General features: G+C 45.6%; 17 protein-coding genes and 1 pseudogene. 14 read left to right on the top strand and 4 right to left on the bottom strand.

Going from position 1 to position 19,727, the window contains the following annotated elements; all coding sequences use genetic code 11:
* Positions 1 to 23: 23 nt before the first annotated feature.
* The 4 genes and pseudogenes from BST99_RS04315 to porX form a co-directional block, all read right to left on the bottom strand.
* Positions 24 to 1,222: pseudogene (locus tag BST99_RS04315) on the bottom strand (alanine dehydrogenase).
* A gap of 42 nt (positions 1,223 to 1,264) precedes the next feature.
* Complete coding sequence (locus BST99_RS04310) at positions 1,265 to 2,218, bottom strand: hypothetical protein (RefSeq protein WP_105000707.1); 954 nt, start codon at positions 2,216 to 2,218, stop codon at positions 1,265 to 1,267.
* Between the two features lie 368 nt (positions 2,219 to 2,586).
* Positions 2,587 to 3,006, bottom strand: a complete 420-nt coding sequence (tsaE, locus tag BST99_RS04305) for a tRNA (adenosine(37)-N6)-threonylcarbamoyltransferase complex ATPase subunit type 1 TsaE (RefSeq protein ID WP_105000706.1) — start codon at positions 3,004 to 3,006, stop codon at positions 2,587 to 2,589.
* 7 nt (positions 3,007 to 3,013) lie between these two features.
* Entirely contained in the window at positions 3,014 to 4,558 is a 1,545-nt protein-coding gene (gene porX, locus BST99_RS04300; RefSeq protein ID WP_105000705.1) for a T9SS response regulator signal transducer PorX, read from the bottom strand.
* 37 nt (positions 4,559 to 4,595) lie between these two features.
* Here porX and BST99_RS04295 point away from each other — a divergent pair, with 37 nt between their 5' ends.
* The 14 genes from BST99_RS04295 to hisB all read left to right on the top strand — a co-directional run bounded on the left by BST99_RS04295 (position 4,596) and on the right by hisB (position 19,726).
* On the top strand, positions 4,596 to 5,822 hold the full coding sequence (locus tag BST99_RS04295) for an HD domain-containing protein (protein ID WP_105002429.1): 1,227 nt from the start codon (positions 4,596 to 4,598) through the stop codon (positions 5,820 to 5,822).
* A 23-nt stretch (positions 5,823 to 5,845) separates the two neighbouring features.
* The gene (gene lpxD / locus BST99_RS04290; RefSeq protein WP_105000704.1) at positions 5,846 to 6,883 is read left to right on the top strand and encodes a UDP-3-O-(3-hydroxymyristoyl)glucosamine N-acyltransferase; all 1,038 of its coding nucleotides are present in this window, start codon (positions 5,846 to 5,848) and stop codon (positions 6,881 to 6,883) included.
* The gene (locus BST99_RS04285) at positions 6,874 to 8,277 is read left to right on the top strand and encodes a bifunctional UDP-3-O-[3-hydroxymyristoyl] N-acetylglucosamine deacetylase/3-hydroxyacyl-ACP dehydratase (RefSeq protein WP_105000703.1); all 1,404 of its coding nucleotides are present in this window, start codon (positions 6,874 to 6,876) and stop codon (positions 8,275 to 8,277) included. The genes lpxD and BST99_RS04285 overlap by 10 nt, the downstream gene beginning before the upstream one ends.
* Entirely contained in the window at positions 8,274 to 9,059 is a 786-nt protein-coding gene (lpxA, locus tag BST99_RS04280; RefSeq protein ID WP_105000702.1) for an acyl-ACP--UDP-N-acetylglucosamine O-acyltransferase, read from the top strand. The genes BST99_RS04285 and lpxA overlap by 4 nt, the downstream gene beginning before the upstream one ends.
* Before the next feature lie 32 nt (positions 9,060 to 9,091).
* Positions 9,092 to 9,658 (top strand): elongation factor P, encoded by a 567-nt coding sequence (gene efp / locus BST99_RS04275; RefSeq protein ID WP_105000701.1) that lies wholly within the window; start codon positions 9,092 to 9,094, stop codon positions 9,656 to 9,658.
* Positions 9,659 to 9,667: 9 nt separating this feature from the next.
* Positions 9,668 to 10,606: a UDP-3-O-(3-hydroxymyristoyl)glucosamine N-acyltransferase gene (locus BST99_RS04270; RefSeq protein WP_105000700.1), complete on the top strand. Its 939-nt coding sequence runs from the start codon at positions 9,668 to 9,670 to the stop codon at positions 10,604 to 10,606.
* 53 nt (positions 10,607 to 10,659) lie between these two features.
* Positions 10,660 to 11,532: a succinate--CoA ligase subunit alpha gene (gene sucD / locus BST99_RS04265; protein ID WP_105000699.1), complete on the top strand. Its 873-nt coding sequence runs from the start codon at positions 10,660 to 10,662 to the stop codon at positions 11,530 to 11,532.
* 62 nt (positions 11,533 to 11,594) lie between these two features.
* The gene (gene fabG, locus BST99_RS04260; protein ID WP_105000698.1) at positions 11,595 to 12,341 is read left to right on the top strand and encodes a 3-oxoacyl-[acyl-carrier-protein] reductase; all 747 of its coding nucleotides are present in this window, start codon (positions 11,595 to 11,597) and stop codon (positions 12,339 to 12,341) included.
* 9 nt (positions 12,342 to 12,350) lie between these two features.
* A complete protein-coding gene (locus BST99_RS04255) occupies positions 12,351 to 14,381 on the top strand; it encodes a hypothetical protein (RefSeq protein WP_146106195.1) in 2,031 nt (676 codons plus the stop codon).
* Positions 14,382 to 14,418: 37 nt separating this feature from the next.
* The gene (locus tag BST99_RS04250) at positions 14,419 to 15,234 is read left to right on the top strand and encodes a prohibitin family protein (protein WP_105000696.1); all 816 of its coding nucleotides are present in this window, start codon (positions 14,419 to 14,421) and stop codon (positions 15,232 to 15,234) included.
* A gap of 151 nt (positions 15,235 to 15,385) precedes the next feature.
* Positions 15,386 to 16,243 (top strand): ATP phosphoribosyltransferase, encoded by an 858-nt coding sequence (gene hisG / locus BST99_RS04245; protein ID WP_105000695.1) that lies wholly within the window; start codon positions 15,386 to 15,388, stop codon positions 16,241 to 16,243.
* Positions 16,243 to 17,532, top strand: coding sequence for a histidinol dehydrogenase (gene hisD, locus BST99_RS04240; RefSeq protein WP_105000694.1), 1,290 nt, complete (start codon positions 16,243 to 16,245; stop codon positions 17,530 to 17,532). Before hisG ends, hisD begins: the two co-directional genes overlap by 1 nt.
* A complete protein-coding gene (gene hisC, locus BST99_RS04235) occupies positions 17,529 to 18,593 on the top strand; it encodes a histidinol-phosphate transaminase (protein ID WP_105000693.1) in 1,065 nt (354 codons plus the stop codon). Before hisD ends, hisC begins: the two co-directional genes overlap by 4 nt.
* Positions 18,590 to 19,726, top strand: a complete 1,137-nt coding sequence (hisB, locus tag BST99_RS04230) for a bifunctional histidinol-phosphatase/imidazoleglycerol-phosphate dehydratase HisB (protein WP_105000692.1) — start codon at positions 18,590 to 18,592, stop codon at positions 19,724 to 19,726. Before hisC ends, hisB begins: the two co-directional genes overlap by 4 nt.
* The last annotated feature ends 1 nt before the right edge of the window (position 19,727 follow it).

The raw sequence follows: 19,727 nt of genomic DNA, 5'->3' as shown, positions 1-19,727 counted from the left end.
AAGAATACGACGTCCTAAAACCATCAGAAAATCAAGAAGTTAATATCACTGTAGGTAAGACCAAACCAATCTCCAACCGATTTTTTGGTCAATATGCCGTGATAGACATAGAGACCATTTCGCAATCCCCGATCAAATCTCAGGGAGTGTTCCAGACCACCGTCTTCGCCTATTTTTAGCAAATAAGGCGTAAAGATATTGCTTATTGAAATACTAGAGGTTCTGGGGTAGCGAGAAGGAATATTAGGAACTCCATAGTGAATAACCCCGTGCTTTTCTACTGTAGCTTATCGTGATCCGTGACTTCTGAAGTTTCGAAACATCCCCCCATATCGATACTGACATCGATAATAATAGCTCCCTGCTTCATCTTTTCGACCATGGCATCATTGACCACGACCGGCGCGCGGTCTTTACCACGGGTAGCTCCAATGGCTACATCACAACGCTTCAGTGCTTTGATGAGATTTTTAGGTTGCATAGTGGAGGTATATACCGTCTGCTGTAGGTGGGTCTGTATATTGCGTAGTTTTGTAATCGAATTGTCGAAAATCTTGACGTTGGCACCAAGACCCAAGGCTGAACGTGCCGCAAATTCACCAACGGTGCCGGCTCCGATGATAACCACCTCTACGGGAGGCACACCACTGATATTGCCAAACATCAAGCCATTACCCATTCCAGAGGTGGACATCAGCTCCGAAGCGATAAGGACAGAAGAGGTCCCGGCAATTTCACTGAGGGAGCGAACAGCAGGATAAGTACCATCTTCATCCTGAATATACTCAAAGGCAATAGCCGTTAGCCGCTTTTTTGCGAGCTCTTCGAAGTATTTTTTCGACTGGGTTTTGATTTGAAGAGCCGAGATGATTATACTCTGAGGATTGATCATTTTGATCTCCTGTAGGGTAGGGGGCTCTACTTTGAGCAAAAGAGGGCAAGAAAACACCTTCTTGGTATCCTTACTGACCTCTGCCCCGGCTTCGGTATAATCTAAATCCGAATAATTGGCTCCTTCACCCGCTCCAGATTCGATCAGAACACGGTGCCCGTGCATCACCAAGGCATTAACAGCGTCGGGAGTAAGGCATATTCGCTTTTCCTGGTATTGTTTTTCTTTGGGTAACCCAATAAATAATTCACCTTTTTGTTTGAGGACTTCTAGAGTTTCCTCCTGGGGCAGTAATTCCTGTTTACTGAAAGGAGAAGAAGGCTGGTTCATAGAATGTAATCTGGATGAGACGATATTCGTCCCAACTCAAATTTACATTTTTTTCGGAAGGGGGTGAGCCTTTTCTGACTTTTCGTCTAAGTCGTTTTCACTGGAAGTTGTATCCTGGTTTTGAGACTCTTCCCGTTCACGGGCCAGTCGTTGGCGTCGCTCCTTTCGAGATTCGCGTAGTGTTTTGGGCGAAGAAGTGATCACAACATTGGCGGAAGATTTTTCTTCCTCTTCATTGGAATCAGACTCAGTCGTGGTTACCGGAGGCTTTAAAGAGGTTTTCATTTGGACCTCTTTGGTTGTTTCCAAGGCTTCTTTGATTGGCTCTGGCAGGTCGGCAGAGAGGTCGTAGTTTCCTGAGGGAACAGGTAAGGCATCTGGTTCTTCTGTAGAGCCTGCAGGTCCTTGTTCATCGGCGTCAAAAGTCTCAAGACCTACACCTCCCATGTTTTTTAGGCGCTCTTTTCTTTTTTCGAGTTTCTCCTTTTCGATTCGCAGTTCCTCTTTTTCACGTAAAACAGTGAGCTCTTCGTTCATGGCCTTTAAATCAATTCCGTGCACGTGCTTGTCATACAACTTGATACGAATGAAGTAAACCAAAGGAATAACTACCATACAGACCGGCAGGAGCCACATAATACTGTTACTGTCGATATCTTCGGGGTCAATGTACAACTCGGCAATTTGAAAAGCGTACATAGTCAGGGGAATCAAAATAATGTGGTACCACCAGTGCTTACAAGTAAAGAACCAGATCATACAGAGGTAAAAGGGAACCAATTTGGTCAGTAAAAACCACACATGAAGGGAGGTATCCTGAAAACCATTGGGTCCTATAGAAAAGAAAATTAAGCCGTAGGGATCTTCCGTCTCCGGGACGTATTCGTGCAGCTTGATAATAAAGGGGGAGAGCAGAATAAGTAAAGCCAAAAAGGATTCAATCAAAATCCTCTTTCGCGCTTGTATATTCTTGCTTTTATTTTGGTTGCTATTCATTATACCATCCTAGAATTTATAGCAACGAAAAAAGGACGATAATAGTATCGCCCTTTTCAATTAGTCTAAAGTAAAATTATCTCTTTTGAGTGATTTTACTTCTTTTGAGACCTGGTTCTTGGTCTGAATCAATGGTAATAGTCGTGCTGAAAGCAGACGCTACCAAAGTGACCATTGCCAAGAATCCAAAAACTAGTCTTCTAGTGTTCATCGTAACTAAATTTTTGGTTAATAAATGAATTCACTTCGGACAAATGTAGTGATTCCTACGAGGTGGCAATGTAGTTCGTCGAATATTTTTGCATTTTAACCTATTTTTCATGCAGTTCACCGGAGAAATAAGCTGTTTCTTCGGATTCTGTAAGAAATCACCAATGAATCTGCCGTTTACCCCCCTCAGCGTAGTCAATCTTTACGAAAAAGGCATCAGATGGGACCAAGGAACCCAGTTTATTAGGCCATTCTATAATAAAAAGGGTGTTTATAAACCAGAATTCTTCTAATCCGAGATCAAAAGCCTCTTCTTCTGATCGAAGTCGGTAAGCATCCAAATGATAAGCGACGATCTCTCCTTCTGGCGTGGCGTATTCGTTTAAAAGTCCAAAGGTCGGACTGTGGCCTTGATCTTCAGCACCTAAGAGACTAATCAGCTCCTTGACCAGGGTTGTCTTTCCTGCACCGACGGGCCCATCCAGTAAAATAATCGAGGAAGTAACTTGTTCAAGCAAGTCCTTGGCTATGGAAGACAACTCCTCCAGGCCAAAGGTTTTCTTATAAGTAATGGACATAGGAAGCCTATTTGGCCTCCAAAACTACAAAAGGTATGATCATTTCTTCCAAGGAAACCCCACCGTGTTGGTAAGTGTTCCGGTAATAACTCACATAGTGGTTATAGTTATTGGGATAGGCAAAGAATAGATCGTTCTTGGCAAAAATAAAAGAGCTGCTCATGTGGATGGCAGGTAGATGAACTTTGGAAGGTTCTTTGGCCGCCAGCACTTCCTTTTCATTATAGGTTAAGCTACGACCTGTTTTGTAGCGTAAATTTAAAGAAGTTTCTCGATCTCCGATAACCTTAGATGGTTGCTTTACATTAATCGTTCCGTGGTCCGTCGTGAGAATGAGTTTCATTCCCATTTCCTGTGCCTGGACGATAATGTCAAGTAGAGGAGAGTTCTTAAACCAACTCAGGGTCAAGGAGCGATAAGCTTTGTCATTGCCTGCCAATTCCTTAATTACTTCCATTTCGGTCTTGGCGTGAGAAAGCATATCCACAAAATTGTAGACCACAACGGTTAAGGCATTGTCTTTTTGACTTCTAAAGTTCTGAGCCAGGTGTTTCCCTTGTTTTAAGGAGCTGATCTTGTGGTATTCCCATTGACCTTCATAGCCCAATCGCTTGAGCTGAGCTCCCAAGAAATCGGCTTCGTGGAGGTTCTTTCCTCCCTGATCCGTATCGTTCTTCCACCATTCCGGATGTCTCTTCTCCATATCAGCCGGCATCAAGCCCGAGAAAATAGCATTACGGGCGTATTGGGTTGCCGTTGGTAGAATACTGTAGTAGCCTTGTTCCGATTTCTTTCGGTAAAAAGGAGCAAGGACTTCTTCAAAAGCCAACCATTGGTCGTAACGCAAATTATCAATAACAACCCAAAGGGCGGGTCCGGAATCCAATTCAGGTAAGACCCACTCTTTAAACAAGGTATGCGACATCACCGGGCCCTGCCCATCTTCAAACCAGCTTCTGTACTGCTTATCGACGAATTTGCTAAACTGGGTGTTGGCTTCTGTCTTTTGGGATTCAAGAATTTCAAACACCCCGGAGTCTTCAATATTTTCGAGTTGCAGTTCCCAGAAAATGAGCTTTTTGTAGAGCTCCACCCATTCCTGGTAGTTGTTTACCATAGACAAATCCATGGCGATGTTTCTAAATTCTTGTTGGTAGTTGGCTGTCGTGCGCTCAGAAACCAAGCGCGAGTGATCCAGGTTCTTTTTTAGAGAAAGAAGAATCTGATTGGGATTGACCGGTTTAATAAGGTAATCAGCAATCTTACTTCCAATGGCCTCTTCCATGATGTACTCTTCTTCACTTTTGGTAATCATAACCACCGGTAGATTGGACTCCAGCTTTTTGATCTCGGTCAAGGTTTCGAGACCCGATAAACCAGGCATATTTTCGTCCAGAAAAACAATATCAAAGAAATGCTGCCCAATTTCTTCCAAAGCGTCCTGTCCACTTTGGCAGGTCTGCACATGGTAGCCTTTGCTTTCCAAAAACATCAAATGGGGTTTGAGCAGGTCTATTTCGTCATCTACCCAAAGAATCGTGATTTTCTTCATCAATCGCCTATATTTACCCCCTGAAGATACAACGGCCTTGGGGAATTCCAGTAAGCTCAAAATATTCAACGACCCGATCTACGGATTTATTGGAGTGCCTAGTTCCTTCTTTTTTGAATTGGTCGATCATCCCTATTTTCAGCGCCTCCGAAGAATATCCCAGATGGGGCTTTCTTACCTGGTTTATCCAGGAGCTCACCACACCCGATTTCATCATGCTCTGGGCTGTTTGCACCTGATGCAAAAGGCCATCGGAATTTTGCGCTTTAAAGGAACCGAGATTACGGCAGAGGAGGAGGAAGCCCTGATGATTGCAATTTTACTACACGATATTGGTCATGGGCCCTTTTCACATGCCTTAGAATTCAGCTTGGTCGGACAGCGTACACACGAAAGTATTTCGCTGGAGTTTATGGAAAAACTCAATGAAGTGTATAACGGCCGCTTGGATCTGGCGATTGCGATCTTTAAAGGGGAATACCACAAATCCTTTTTGAATCAATTGGTGTCTAGTCAACTGGATATGGACCGCTTGGATTACCTTAAAAGAGACAGCTTTTATTCGGGTGTTGCCGAGGGAAATATCAATTCAGAGCGCTTGATCAGCATGCTCAACGTAGCCGATGGACAATTGGTCGTTGAGGAAAAAGGTTTGTATTCTGTAGAGAAATTCTTGATGGCCAGAAGGTTTATGTATTGGCAGGTTTACCTCCATAAAACGAGCCTGGTCGCGGAACTCTTGCTCAAAAGAATCCTGGAAAGAGCCCGTGAATTATTGAGTGCCGGAGTATCCTTGTCCGGTTCCGCTGTTTTATTGCGCTTTCTCAATAGTTCACAAGAAGCCATCGATCCAACACTATTCTTAGACACCTATGCGGAACTAGATGACAACGATATAATCATGTCGTTAAAAGAGTGGCAGCATCACTCGGATTTCGTGCTCTCTAAAATGAGTCAAATGATTCTTCACCGTAAACTCCCCTTTATACGGTTTAAGGATAAACCGATGAAAGAGGAGAAATGGGAAGAAAAGAAAACCAAACTTTCATCTCAATGGTCTTTGGATCCTTCTCAGATAGCGTATTTTATCTTCACAGGAGAAGTCAGTAATCAGGCCTACAGTCTCAATACATCACAAATTCGTATTTTGACTAAAACAGAAGAGGTAAAAGATCTGCATGAACTGAGTCGTTTCTTTGGATCAAAAGAACTGCTCGTTCCGCAGTCCCAGTACTATGTAGCCTATCCCAAAAAAGGCGTTTAACAAATTTTCTTACTTTTGCGCTCATGAGATTTACGGCCAGTCAAATTGCAGGCATTTTAGGAGGAGAGATTGATGGGAATCCTGAAATTACCGTCGATAAATTGGCGAAAATTGAAGAAGGAGTAGAGGGTTCTTTAACTTTCTTGGCCAATCCCAAATACACCTCATTTATTTATTCCACGCAGGCATCCATTACGATTGTTAATAAAGACTTCGAGCCAGAGCAGGCAATCAGCACGACCTTAATCAAAGTAGATGACGCCTATAAGGCGTTTTCAAAGTTGTTGGAGTACTACAACCAAGTCAAAAACAACAAGATCGGTATTGAAGAACCGGTGCATATTTCGGAATCATCCACCATGGGAGAAGGCGCCTACGTAGGAGCCTTTTCTTATATAGGAGAGAACGTAAAAATAGGAGACCAGGTCAAAATTTACCCCAATGTCTTCATTGGTGACAATGTGGTTATTGGTAACCAGGTCACTCTTTTTGCAGGAGCAAAGGTCTATTCTGAAACCGTTATTGGAGACCATTGCACCATCCACAGTGGAGCAGTCCTGGGAGCCGATGGTTTTGGATTTGCACCTAATGAATCTGGAGAATACAGCAAGGTCCCCCAAACGGGGAACGTCATCCTGGAGGATCATGTTGATATTGGAGCAGGAACTACCATTGATCGAGCGACTTTAGGGGCAACCATACTTCGACAAGGTGTAAAACTGGACAATCAAATTCAGATTGCTCATAATGTTGAAATTGGTGAACACACAGCTATTGCGGCCCAAACCGGGGTTGCGGGTTCAACCAAAATTGGAAAACACTGCCTGATCGGTGGTCAGGTCGGAATAGTCGGCCATATCACTATTGGTGATCGGGTCAAAATACAAGCACAATCAGGAATTGGGCGTAATGTGAAGGACGACGAAGTCCTACAAGGCTCACCAGCCTTACCTTACGCAGACTACAACAAGTCTTATGTTCACTTCAAGAACTTACCCAAACTCGTCAAACGACTATTTTCAGTAGAATCATCAATTCAAAGTAAAAACGAATCCCAGTGAAGCAGAAAACCATCGCCAATGAGGTAAGCCTGACAGGGGTCGGTTTGCACACCGGCTTGGAAGTACATATGACCTTCAGCCCTGCGCCGCCCAATCACGGCTTTGCATTTAAGCGAGTTGACCTGGAGGGGGAGCCCATTATTGAGGCTGATGCGAACTATGTTGTGAATACCCAAAGAGGTACCAACCTAGAGAAGAACGGAGTCAAGATTCAAACCTCAGAGCACGTTTTAGCGGCCTTGGTCGGTTTGGACATTGATAACGTATTGATCACGCTTAACGCTCCTGAACCTCCTATTATGGATGGCTCCTCTAAATACTTTGTCCAGGCCTTGGAAGAGGCAGGAATTGTGGAGCAAGAAGCGGAAAGAGAAATTTATGTCATCAAAGATGTCATCAGCTACCGCGATGAGGCAACAGGGAGTGAAATAACCGTCATTCCGGCGGATTCCTACCAGGTGACCACGATGGTGGATTTCGGCACCATGGTCTTGGGTACACAAAACGCCACGCTCGAGAAGATGTCGGACTTCAAAACCGAAATTGCAGCCGCTCGTACCTTCAGCTTTTTGCACGAACTCGAAATGCTATTGGAGCACGGATTGATCAAAGGGGGAGATCTGAATAACGCCATTGTCTATGTCGACAAGGAAATTTCTCCAGACACCATGAAAAAGCTGGAGAAGGCATTCAATAAAGCATCTCTTTCGGTTAAACCCAATGGGATTCTGGACAACCTCACCCTGCATCAACCAAACGAAGCCGCCCGGCACAAGTTGCTGGACGTAATCGGTGACCTCGCTTTGATCGGCATGCGTATTCAAGGGAAGGTGATCGCCAATAAACCCGGGCATTTTGTCAACACACAATTTGCCAAAAAAATAGCCAAACTCATCCGTGCAGAAAAACGGAGCAAGGTTCCTGTATACGATTTGCATCAAGAACCTTTGATGGACGTGAAGAAGATCATGAATATGCTGCCTCACCGTCCGCCTTTCTTGCTGGTCGATAAAATTCTGGAGCTATCTGATTCTCATGTAGTCGGTGTGAAAAATGTCACGATGAACGAGCCTTTCTTTGTCGGACACTTTCCTGGCGCCCCGGTGATGCCTGGTGTTCTTCAAGTAGAAGCCATGGCTCAGACCGGAGGAATTTTGGTTTTGAGTACGGTTCCGGATCCAGAAAATTACCTGACCTTTTTCATGAAGATGGACAACGTCAAGTTTAAACAACAAGTGGTTCCGGGAGATACACTTATTTTTAAATGCGACCTGATTTCGCCTATTCGACGCGGTATTTGCCATATGCAGGCTTACGCCTACGCGAATGGGAAGTTGGTTTCAGAGGCCGAAATGATGGCGCAAATCGTAAAAACAAAAGGAAAAGAGGAATGAATCAACCGCTAGCCTACGTTCATCCAGGTGCCAAGATTGCCAAAAATGTGGTCATCGAGCCTTTTACAACCATACACAACAATGTGGTTATTGGGGAAGGAACTTGGATTGGGTCGAACGTGACCATCATGGAAGGAGCTCGAATCGGAAAAAACTGCAGTATTTTTCCGGGTGCGGTCATTTCTGCGACCCCTCAAGATCTCAAGTACAAAGGAGAAGAAACAACCGTTCACATTGGAGATAACACGACCATCCGCGAGTGTGCAACCATCAACAAAGGAACGGTCGACCGCATGAAAACCGTGATTGGGAACAATTGCCTGATCATGGCCTATTGCCACGTCGCTCACGACTGTATCATAGGGGATGGCTGTATTTTCAGCAACAACTCTACCTTGGCTGGGCACGTTACCATAGGAGAAAACGTAGTTTTGGCCGGTATGGTGGCTGTTCATCAGTTTGTCTCGGTAGGAGGGCATGCTTTTGTCACCGGAGGTTCCCTGGTTCGTAAAGATGTACCGCCTTTCGTCAAGGCCGCTCGTGAACCGCTTTCCTATGTAGGAATCAATTCCATCGGATTAAGACGTCGAGGCTTTGATTCAGACAAGATCCGGGAAATTCAAAACATCTACCGCATCCTTTACCAAAAGAATTACAACAACTCCCAGGCGGTGGCCATTATCGAAGCCGAAATGGAAGCCACCCCAGAGCGAGATGAAATCCTTCAGTTTACACGTGATTCACAGCGCGGTATTATGAAGGGATACTTTAGCACCAGTTAGAAAATATCTGATTTACCCAAAAAACAACACCCATGGCTAGCACCTCTGATATCCGCAAAGGATTGTGTATCCGTTACAACAACGACATTTATAAAATCATTGAGTTTCTTCATGTAAAACCCGGAAAAGGCCCAGCCTTTGTGCGGACAAAGTTGAAGAGTGTGACTTCTGGCAAAGTGATTGACAATACCTTTTCTGCCGGTCACAAAATTGAAGATGTACGTGTGGAGACGCGTTCTTATCAGTTTCTGTATCCAGAAGGAGACACCTTTCATTTTATGAATACGGATGACTACAACCAAATTGCCCTACAAAAAGACTCTTTGGACACTCCGGATCTTCTTAAAGAAGGGGAAATCGTAACCATCATTTTTAATGCGGAAGATCAAATGCCTCTTTCGGTAGAAATGCCAGCCAGTGTTATACTCGAAGTGACCCACACAGAACCAGGAGTAAAAGGTAATACCGCCACCAACGCCACCAAACCAGCTACGGTGGAAACCGGTGCCAGAATCAACGTTCCTCTTTTTATCAACGAAGGAGACAAGATCAAAATCGATACAGAGAAGGGTGCTTATATGGAGCGCGCTAAGGAATAAGCGTTGAGCATGAAATTCCCGCAACCTCATTCCCTTAAGCAAATCGCAGACCTGCTTTCGTGCAGTTTTGTTGGGGATCCTAAATTCAAAATCACCGGGATTAATGAAATCCATGTGGTAGAGCCGGGCGACATCGTCTTTGTTGACCATCCCAAGTACTACGACAAAGCCTTACAGTCGGCTGCCACCACCGTTCTAATCAATAAGGAGGTGGACTGCCCTGAGGGCAAATCCCTTCTGATTTCGGATGATCCCTTTCGCGATTTTAATCGTTTAACACTGCACTTTAAGCCTTTTCAAAAGGGGGAAGAGTTGCAGTCGTCCCAAGCTCAAATAGGGGAAGGGTCCCTTATTCAACCCGGTGCCTTTGTAGGCAAAAATGTGATTATAGGGAAGAACTGCCTGATTCAACCGAATGTCGTACTTCACGATCATACGGTGATTGGAGATGATGTGATCATTCAGGCAGGAACCGTTATTGGGTCAGATGCGTTTTATTACAAAAAGCGCCCCGAAGGTTTTGACCGCCTCCGTTCAGGTGGCCGCGTAGTCATTGAAGACAAGGTCGAAATCGGTGCAGGATGTACAATTGACCGTGGCGTCAGTGGAGACACCATTATTGGTGCTGGAAGTATACTCGACAACCAAATCCAGATTGGTCACGACACCCAAATAGGGAAGAAGTGCCAGATTGCAGCCCAGTGTGGTATCGCAGGATGTGTCATTGTTGAAGATGAAGTGGTTATTTGGGGACAGGTCGGGATTACCAGTGGAATTACCATTGGGTCCAAGGCTGTTCTTTTGGCTCAGGCCGGTGTGAGTAAGAGTTTAAAAGGTGGAGTAACCTATTTTGGAAGTCCTGCGGAGGAATCCAGAAGTATGCTGAAACAACTGGCCTATTTAAAACGGCTACCTCGACTTTTTGAAGAGTTTAAAAAGAATGGATAATTGGGTTTCTCAATTTGCGGTATACTCCTATTTTTGTAATCTAAAATTTAGCAATGAGCGTCTTAGTTAATAAAGATTCTAAAATCATCGTGCAAGGTTTCACTGGAACAGAAGGGACCTTCCACGCAGAACAAATGATTGAATATGGGACACAGGTCGTCGGTGGAGTGACTCCCGGTAAAGGTGGACAAACCCACTTAAACAGACCTGTTTTTAACACCGTAAAGGATGCTGTCGAGCAAGTGGGTGCGGACACCACCATCATCTTTGTTCCCCCAGCTTTTGCTGCAGATGCCATTATGGAGGCTGCTGATGCTGGAATTAAAGTGATTATCACCATCACCGAAGGAATCCCAGTTGCGGATATGGTGAAGGTTCAAGCCTATATCGATGAGCGTGATTGTACGCTTGTTGGACCCAACTGTCCTGGAGTGATCACTCCTGAAGAAGCGAAAGTAGGTATCATGCCAGGCTTCGTATTCAAAAAGGGGAATGTTGGAATTGTTTCTAAATCCGGTACATTGACCTACGAAGCAGCAGATCAGGTTGTACGTCAAGGTCTCGGTATCACCACGGCGATTGGTATTGGAGGGGATCCTATTATCGGAACCACGACCAAAGAAGCCGTTCAGATGTTGGTTGAAGATCCAGAAACCGAGTGTGTTGTCATGATTGGTGAGATCGGAGGACAATTGGAAGCGGATGCGGCCAAATGGTACCAAGAAAGCGGTAGTACAAAACCAATCGTTGGATTTATCGCTGGGGAAACTGCACCTGCCGGACGTACCATGGGGCATGCCGGAGCAATCGTTGGAGGTAGTGACGATACGGCTCAGGCTAAAAAGCGCATCATGGGCGAGTGTGGAATTCACGTAGTGGATTCACCCGCTGAAATTGGTGTAAAAGTCAAAGAAGTACTTGGGTAAAGCCCAGGATTAAATAATAACTCAGAAAGGGGTTTAGGCCCCTTTCTCTCATTCTAACCAATATGGGATTACTAGAGGGAAAAATAGCACTAATCACGGGTGCAAGCCGAGGAATCGGACGCGGAATTGCTCAACTTTTTGCCGCTGAAGGAGCGCAAGTAGCTTTTACTTACAGTTCTAGTGCAGCTCCGGCTTTGGAGCTTGAAAAGGAGTTGACCGCCAGTGGAGTCAAAGCCAAAGCGTACCAAAGCAATGCGGCTGTATTTGAAGAGTGCGAACAACTTGTTGCTGACGTATTGAACGATTTTGGTGGTTTGGATATCCTGATCAACAATGCAGGTATCACCCGAGATAATCTCTTGATGCGAATGGGGGAGGATGATTTTGATAAGGTCATCGAAGTCAATCTCAAATCCATCTTTAACATGACCAAGGCGGTACAGCGTACCCTTTTGAAACAACGCCAGGGATCCATTATCAATATGAGTAGCGTTGTTGGAGTCAAAGGAAACGCTGGTCAAACCAATTACGCCGCTTCAAAAGCCGGAATTATAGGTTTTAGTAAATCTGTAGCCTTGGAATTGGGATCTCGTAACATTCGCTGCAACGTGATCGCACCAGGCTTTATCGAAACCGAGATGACGGGTCAACTGGACGAAAAAGTGGTACAAGGATGGCGCGATGCTATTCCATTAAAACGCGGAGGTACGCCTGAGGATGTTGCCCAGGCCTGCTTATTCTTGGGATCTGATTTGTCTTCCTATATCACAGGTCAAGTATTGCAGGTTGACGGAGGGATGCTGACTTAAGCCTCCTGTATGCAAGCTGGAACCCTTTTACTACTCCTACTTTCTTTGGTAGTATCCCTGCTATTGGGGTATTGGGTTTACTTGTTTTGCAAAGAACGTACCAACACCCGAATTGGACTTGCTCTTTTAAGAGCTACAGCCCTCTTCTTGCTGGGCCTTCTATTGATTAACCCCAAGATCAGTCGCATTGAATCCGAAGTGATCAAGCCGGCACTTCTTGTGGCTTATGACAACAGCCAATCGGTGAGGGCATTAGGCGGTCAAGAAGAAGTCCTCGATTGGGAAAAAAGAATCGAGACAGACGCTGATCTTCAGAATAGTTTTCGATTACAGACTTTCTCATTCAACTCTTTATTACGTCCCAAGGACAGCTTGACCTTTAATGGGGTTCAAACCGACCTCGGTAAGGCGATTAGCCAACTGAATGAGCTCTCCAAAGGAGAACCAACCGCTTTAGCCCTGCTCAGTGATGGTAATCAAAATACCGGTGTGAGCTACGGTTTTGGACAGTGGGACGAAGCTTTCACCGTCTTCCCTGTAGTTGTTGGGGACACTACTCAGTACGAGGATATCCGGGTCCGACAAATGGTCCTCAACAAATACGCTTTTCTCGGAAACGATTACCCGTTGGAAGTCTCTTGGATATTTGCAGGAAATAGCACGGGCTCAGCTACCTTAGAGATTTGGGTCAATGGACGTAAATTAGCCCAGAGAGCTCTGAGGTATTCCATAGAAAATACTGGAGGGAAAGAGCGTTTTTACCTCCCCGCTTCCCAAACGGGCATTCAACGGGTAGAAGCCCGTATAACTCCCTTATCCCAAGAACGCAATACCCCGAACAACTCGGAAGTCAAAAGGCTAGAAGTACTTGACGAATCTGTGAAGGTCGGCCTGGTCAGTGCCATTGCTCATCCCGATCTCGGTGTATTGAAAGAAGCCCTTGAAAACAATGGCCAACGTGAAGTAGAGTTTCTTAAACCCAACAGCTCTCCGGACCGCTGGACGGAGTATTCGGTCTTGGTTCTCTACCAGCCTCAAAATTCATTTCGTGCGGTTTGGGATTATATCGAATCCTCTGGCACGCCGTATTGGTTAATTGGGGGTACCCAGACGGCCTGGAGTTTTGTGAACAGCCGAGAAACAGCCTATCAATTTCGTTCTCTTGGGCAGGAAGAAGATGTACAGGCGAATCCTGCCGATAATTTTCAACTCTTTGATTGGACCGGTTTTGATCCTTCGGATTATCCCCCTTTACACATGACCTTGGGAGAGTTTGACTTGCTGCAAGCGGCAAACATTCTGTTTAATCAGAGCATTAGAGGAGTAGAACTAAGACAGCCCCTGTTGTTTTTTCTGGACGATGGAGACACAAGACGGGCGGTCCTAGGCGCTGAAGGCTTGTGGCGTTGGCGGATGCACAGCTACAGAACTTCTCAAAACTTTGAGGAGTTTGACCAAGCGGTCTCGCTCGTCATCCGTTATCTCTCGGCCTCTCAAAAGAAGAACCGTCTGGTCGCCGAAGTAGAATCGAGTTACCGAAAAGGGGAGAGGTCCCGGATCACGGCCCGCTATTTTGATCCCACCTTCGTCTTCGACCCCAGTGCATCGCTTGTACTCCGTTTGACTACAGAAACAGAAGAGAAGAACCAGGAGATACCTTTTGCCCTCCGAGCCAATCGCTACGAAGTGGATCTGAGCACCCTGGAAGCAGGCAATTACAACTATTCCATTATCGAAACGAACAGGAAGAGATCCGTGTCGGGGAGTTTTGAAATACTGGAGTTCAATTTTGAACAACTGGCTCTCTTCAGTCAGAAAGACCAATTAGAAGACCTGGCGATCAAAACTGGAGGCCGCGTTTTTTACCCCGACCAATGGGAAGCTTTTAAATCCGCTCTGCTAGAAGATTCTCGCTTTACCCCGCGAGAGAGAAGCAGGGAAATTGTCGTACCTTTAATACAACTAAAAACACTTCTTTTCTTGTGGGTGCTCGCGCTCGCATGCGAGTGGTTTATCCGCAAGTACAGAGGCTGGATGTAAATACAATTCCACTATTTTTTTTATTCAATTCACTACTATGGAAAGATTGCCCAAAATTGCTTTACCTGTGATTTTCTTATTTATCGCCGGTGTCATTATTGTTTCTAAATCCGCTATTACCATTGGTTCTGGTGAGGCCGGAGTTCTTTATCGCACCTTTGCTGGTGGGGTTGTAACGGATAAGCCACCAATGAGTGAAGGGTTTCACCTTGTGGCGCCCTGGAATAAGGTCTATGTCTACGAAGTAAGACAACAAGAACGTTTTGAACAAATGAAGGTTCTCTCGTCTAATGGACTTGAAATTCAAATTGATGCTTCAGCCTGGTTTCAGCCTAAATACGATGTTCTCGGAAAACTTCACCAGGAAAAAAGTGAAAAATACGTAGAGCGTATTCTTTTGCCTGCTATTCGTTCTGCCGCACGTAGCGTTGTTGGTCGATACACCCCGGAACAATTGTACTCCACCAAACGGGATGCTATTCAAAACGAAATCTACGTGGAAACCAAAAACATCGTTGATGACCAGTATATTCAATTAAATGAAATTCTGGTACGTGATGTAACCCTTCCTCCAACCATTCGCGAGGCTATCGAGCGTAAACTCAAGCAAGAACAAACCGCTTTGGAGTACGAATTTAGATTGGTTACCGCCGAAAAAGAGGCACAAAAACAGAGAATTGAAGCAAAGGGTAAGGCCGATGCAAACCGTATTTTAAGTGCCTCATTAACAGACAAAATCCTTCAAGATAAAGGGATTGACGCGACTATGAAGTTGGCAGAGTCCCCCAATGCCAAAGTGGTTGTTGTCGGGTCCGGTGAAAGTGGGCTGCCTTTAATTTTGGGAAATAACTAAGATTAGCCTTATTTTTGCATTGTGAAACAGAGCTACACACATCATCACCCTACTACTTGCAATCAAGCGAGGTAGCGATGTTTTTGTGTTTATCAAAATAAGTTGAAACCCGTTTGATGCGTCAAACGGGTTTTTCATTTTTAAAAAGTGCATGAAAAAGATCAGAATTGCTATTCAAAAAAGTGGCCGACTCAATGAGGATTCCCTGAAAATCCTGAAGGAGTGCGGTATTTCAATTGACAACGGAAAAGACCAACTCAAGGCCTCCTCCCGTAATTTTCCGCTCGAGGTGTTTTACCTGCGTAACGGAGATATTCCGCAATATCTCAAGGACGGTGTTATTGACTGTGCTATTATCGGGGAGAACCTTCTGGTCGAAAAAGGGCAGGGCATTGAGTCTGTCGAAAAGCTTGGGTTTTCAAAATGCCGGGTTTCCTTAGCGGTCCCTAAAACCACGGAATACAGCGGTATCGAGGACCTGAACGGCAAAAAGATAGCCAGTTCTTACCCCGAAACGGTGCGTCAATTTTTAGAAAAGAATGAAATTAAAGCCGATATCCACAAGATTAGTGGTTCGGTTGAAATCGCGCCCAATATTGGTTTGGCGGACGCTATTGTGGACATCGTTTCCAGTGGGAGTACCCTTTTTAAGAACAACCTGAAAGAAGTGGAAGTTTTGCTGAAAAGTGAGGCTGTTCTGGCTGTTTCTCCGAGTATTGATGAAGAACGAGCGGCCCTGCTAAAACAATTGCAGTTTCGACTTCAATCGGTTCTAACTGCCCGCCAGAACAAGTACGTTTTGATGAACGTGCCGGAAGAAAGCCTCAAAGAAGTCATTGCTCTTTTGCCGGGAATGCGCAGCCCTACCGTATTACCGCTTGCGGAAAGCGGCTGGCACTCAGTCCACACGGTTATCTCTGAAAAGGCTTTTTGGGAAGTGATCGATCAACTTAAAACTGCCGGTGCGGAAGGAATTTTGGTTTGTCCTATTGAAAAAATGCTCGCCTGATGAAAACCCTGATTTCACCAGAAAAAAAGGATTGGGAAGCCTTAATGGAAAGGCCACAAGCTGATTACGAGACGCTGCAATCCACCGTAAAAGAAGTCTTTGATGCCGTGGCCCAAAATGGGGATGAGGCGCTTCGGGACTACTGTGAACGCTTTGATGGGGTACGCCCCAAAGAACTACTCCTTCCAGCCAACGAAATCAAGCGGGCTGAAGGACTTTTGAACGAGAGCCTCAAGCAAGCCATTCAACAAGCTTACCGCAATATAAAGGCCTTTCATGAAGCCCAAATAAGTGGTCGTACAGAGGTTGAAACCCAAACTGGGGTTCGCTGTTGGCAAGAGCAAAGACCCATAGAAAAGGTCGGGCTCTACATTCCAGGGGGCAGTGCCCCTTTGTTCAGTACTCTACTCATGCTGGCCATTCCGGCAAAGATTGCTGGGTGTAAAGAAATTGTCCTGTGCACCCCGCCATCACGTGAAGGTATTCACCCGGCTATTCTGTATACCGCTCAACTTTGTGGAGTAGATAAGATTGCTACCCTTGGAGGTATACAGGCTATAGCAGCTCTAACCCTCGGAACCGAAAGTGTTCCGGCGGTCTACAAACTCTTTGGACCCGGCAATCAGTATGTCACCGCTGCTAAGCAGTATGCCACGCGCTATCGGGTTGCCATTGATATGCCGGCAGGCCCTAGTGAAGTATTGGTCGTTGCTGACCAAAGCGTTCCGGCTTCCTTTATCGCAGCCGATCTATTGAGTCAGGCAGAACACGGTCCCGACAGCCAGGTGGTCTTGGTCGCTCAGAGCGAAGAAATTCTTCCACGGGTTCAAGAGGCGCTGGCGGAGCAACTGGCGGTGTTGCCTCGTTCTGAAATCGCCCGTAAAGCTTTACAAAACAGCCTTGCCGTCGTCTTTGAAGACCGAGAAGTAGCCAATGAATTTATCAACGACTACGCTCCTGAGCACTATATTATCATGAGTGAAGACGAAGACTATTTTGTCGATCACTGCTACAATGCAGGTTCCGTCTTTGTGGGAACTTTTAGTCCTGAAAGTGCAGGGGATTATGCCAGTGGCACCAACCACACCTTACCGACCAATGGCTATGCCAAACAGTATAGCGGGGTTCATCTGAACAGTTTTACCAAAGCCATCACTTTTCAGAAATTAAGTGAAGAGGGAATTCAAAACCTGGGCCCGGCAGTTGAAGAAATGGCACTGGCTGAAGGCCTACAAGGGCACCAGCAAGCCGTACGGGTTCGTCTCAACTACCTAAAAAGTAAATCATGAGTGTTTCCGTCAATGAAATTCAGGCCTTGGCCCGGGAAAATGTCAAAAGGTTGTCTCCTTATTCCAGTGCGCGGGATGAATTTAAGGGAATCCAGGATCATGTATTCTTAGATGCCAATGAAAGCCCCTACGCGAATGGTTTTAACCGCTATCCGCAACCACAGCCACCACAGCTATTAGATCAGTTGAGCTCAATCAGAAAGGTAGCTACTGAACAGATTCTGATCGGAAATGGAAGTGACGAGATTCTTGATCTACTGTATCGGGCGTTCTGTGAACCGGGGAAAGACTCCGTGGTTTACATGCCTCCCACTTATGGGATGTACAAAGTACTGGCGGGAATCAACAACGTTAAGGCCAAAGAATTGCCATTGCAAGCAGGCTTTCGATTGCCAATGCAGGAGATCACTCGTGCTGTTGAAGAAGATCCCAAGGGTTTGAAGATGCTTTTGTTCTGCTCACCCAATAATCCGACCGGACACAGTTTTCCAGCGAAAGAAATTGAGAAGATCTTAGAAGTTTTTCCTGGTTTGGTGGTCATTGATGAAGCCTATATCGATTTCTCTTCCCAGGCTTCCTGGCTAGAACGCCTGAGTGAATTCCCTCGCCTGGTGGTGACCCAAACCTTTTCGAAGGCTTGGGGAATGGCTGGCTTGCGTTTAGGAATTGCCTATGCACACCCCGAAATCATTAGCCTATTAAAAAGGATTAAACCTCCTTATAATATTGACAGCCTGAGCCAGTTACAAGGCTCAGAACAATTAGAATCCTGGGACGAAATACAACGCCAAGTGTCAGAAGTACTGCAAGAACGTAGCGTATTGGCTCAGGCCTTGGCCCAATTCAGTTTTGTGGAAGAGGTATTTCCGACCGACGCTAATTTTTTGCTCATTCGGGTTGACGACGCCCAAAGACGCTACGATGAGCTGTTGGCTCGGGGAGTGGTTGTGCGCAACCGAAGTAAAGAACACGGGTGCGAGAACTGTCTTCGCATCACGGTGGGTACTCCATCAGAAAACAAACAATTGCTGGACATGCTAAATCAAATGCAAAGCACATGAAAAAGAAAGTTCTCTTTATTGACCGGGACGGAACCCTGATCCATGAACCGGCTGATTATCAAATCGACACCATAGAAAAGCTTTCCTTTTACCCGGGTGTATTTACTTACCTGGGGCGAATCGTGAGAGAGATGAATTTTGAGTTGGTTATGGTGACCAACCAGGATGGATTAGGAGGAGAGGGGTATCCGGAAGAAATCTTTTGGCCGATCCACAACCTGGTGATGAAAAGTTTGGAGGGAGAGGGCATTCGATTTGATCGGGTCTTTATCGACCGAAGTTTTCCGGAAGAAAAGTCTCCCAACCGCAAGCCGGCCACCGGGATGCTGACGGATTATTTCTCGGAGGAATACGATCTGGAAAACTCCTATGTGATTGGCGATCGGTTAACGGATATGGAGCTGGCCAAAAACTTGGGCGCAAAAGGTATTCTGATCGGTAATGCTGGGCAATTGGCTGCGGAAGAACTCCAAGGAAGTCAGGCGGAACTCGAAAGTAGCATTGCTCTGAGAACCATGGACTGGGAAGCGATTTACCGGCATTTAGCCCTTCCTACTCGCCAGACGGAATGGGAGCGCAATACCCGAGAAACCAAAATCAAACTAAGCTTGAACCTGGACGGTACTGGGCAGAGCACGATCGATACCGGTTTGGCCTTTTTTGATCATATGCTGGATCAGTTGGCTCGACACGGCCTGATCGATTTAGATTTAAAAGTTGACGGAGACCTAGAAGTGGATGAACACCACACCATTGAAGACACTGGAATTGCCCTGGGAGAGGCTTTCCGCTTAGCTCTTGGGAATAAATTGGGCGTCGAACGCTATGGCTTTTTGTTGCCTATGGATGAATCGGAAGCCAAAGTTAGTCTCGATTTTGGCGGACGTGCTCAACTGGTCTGGAAAGCTGATTTTAAACGGGAATACATCGGGCAAATGCCCACCGAAATGTTCTCGCATTTCTTCAAGTCCTTCTGTGATGGGGCAAAAGCCAATCTGAACATTGAAGTGGAAGGAGAGAATGAACACCACAAAATTGAATCTGTGTTTAAAGCCTGGGCGAAAGCCATCAAAATGGCGATTAAGCGGGATCCCGATCGTATGATCCTTCCCAGTACCAAAGGAACGCTATAAA

The organism is Aureicoccus marinus (assembly GCF_002954325.1).
Taxonomy (GTDB): domain Bacteria; phylum Bacteroidota; class Bacteroidia; order Flavobacteriales; family Flavobacteriaceae; genus Aureicoccus; species Aureicoccus marinus.
Note: the sequence above shows the minus strand (reverse complement) of the source record. Positions and strands in the feature narration are given on the sequence as shown.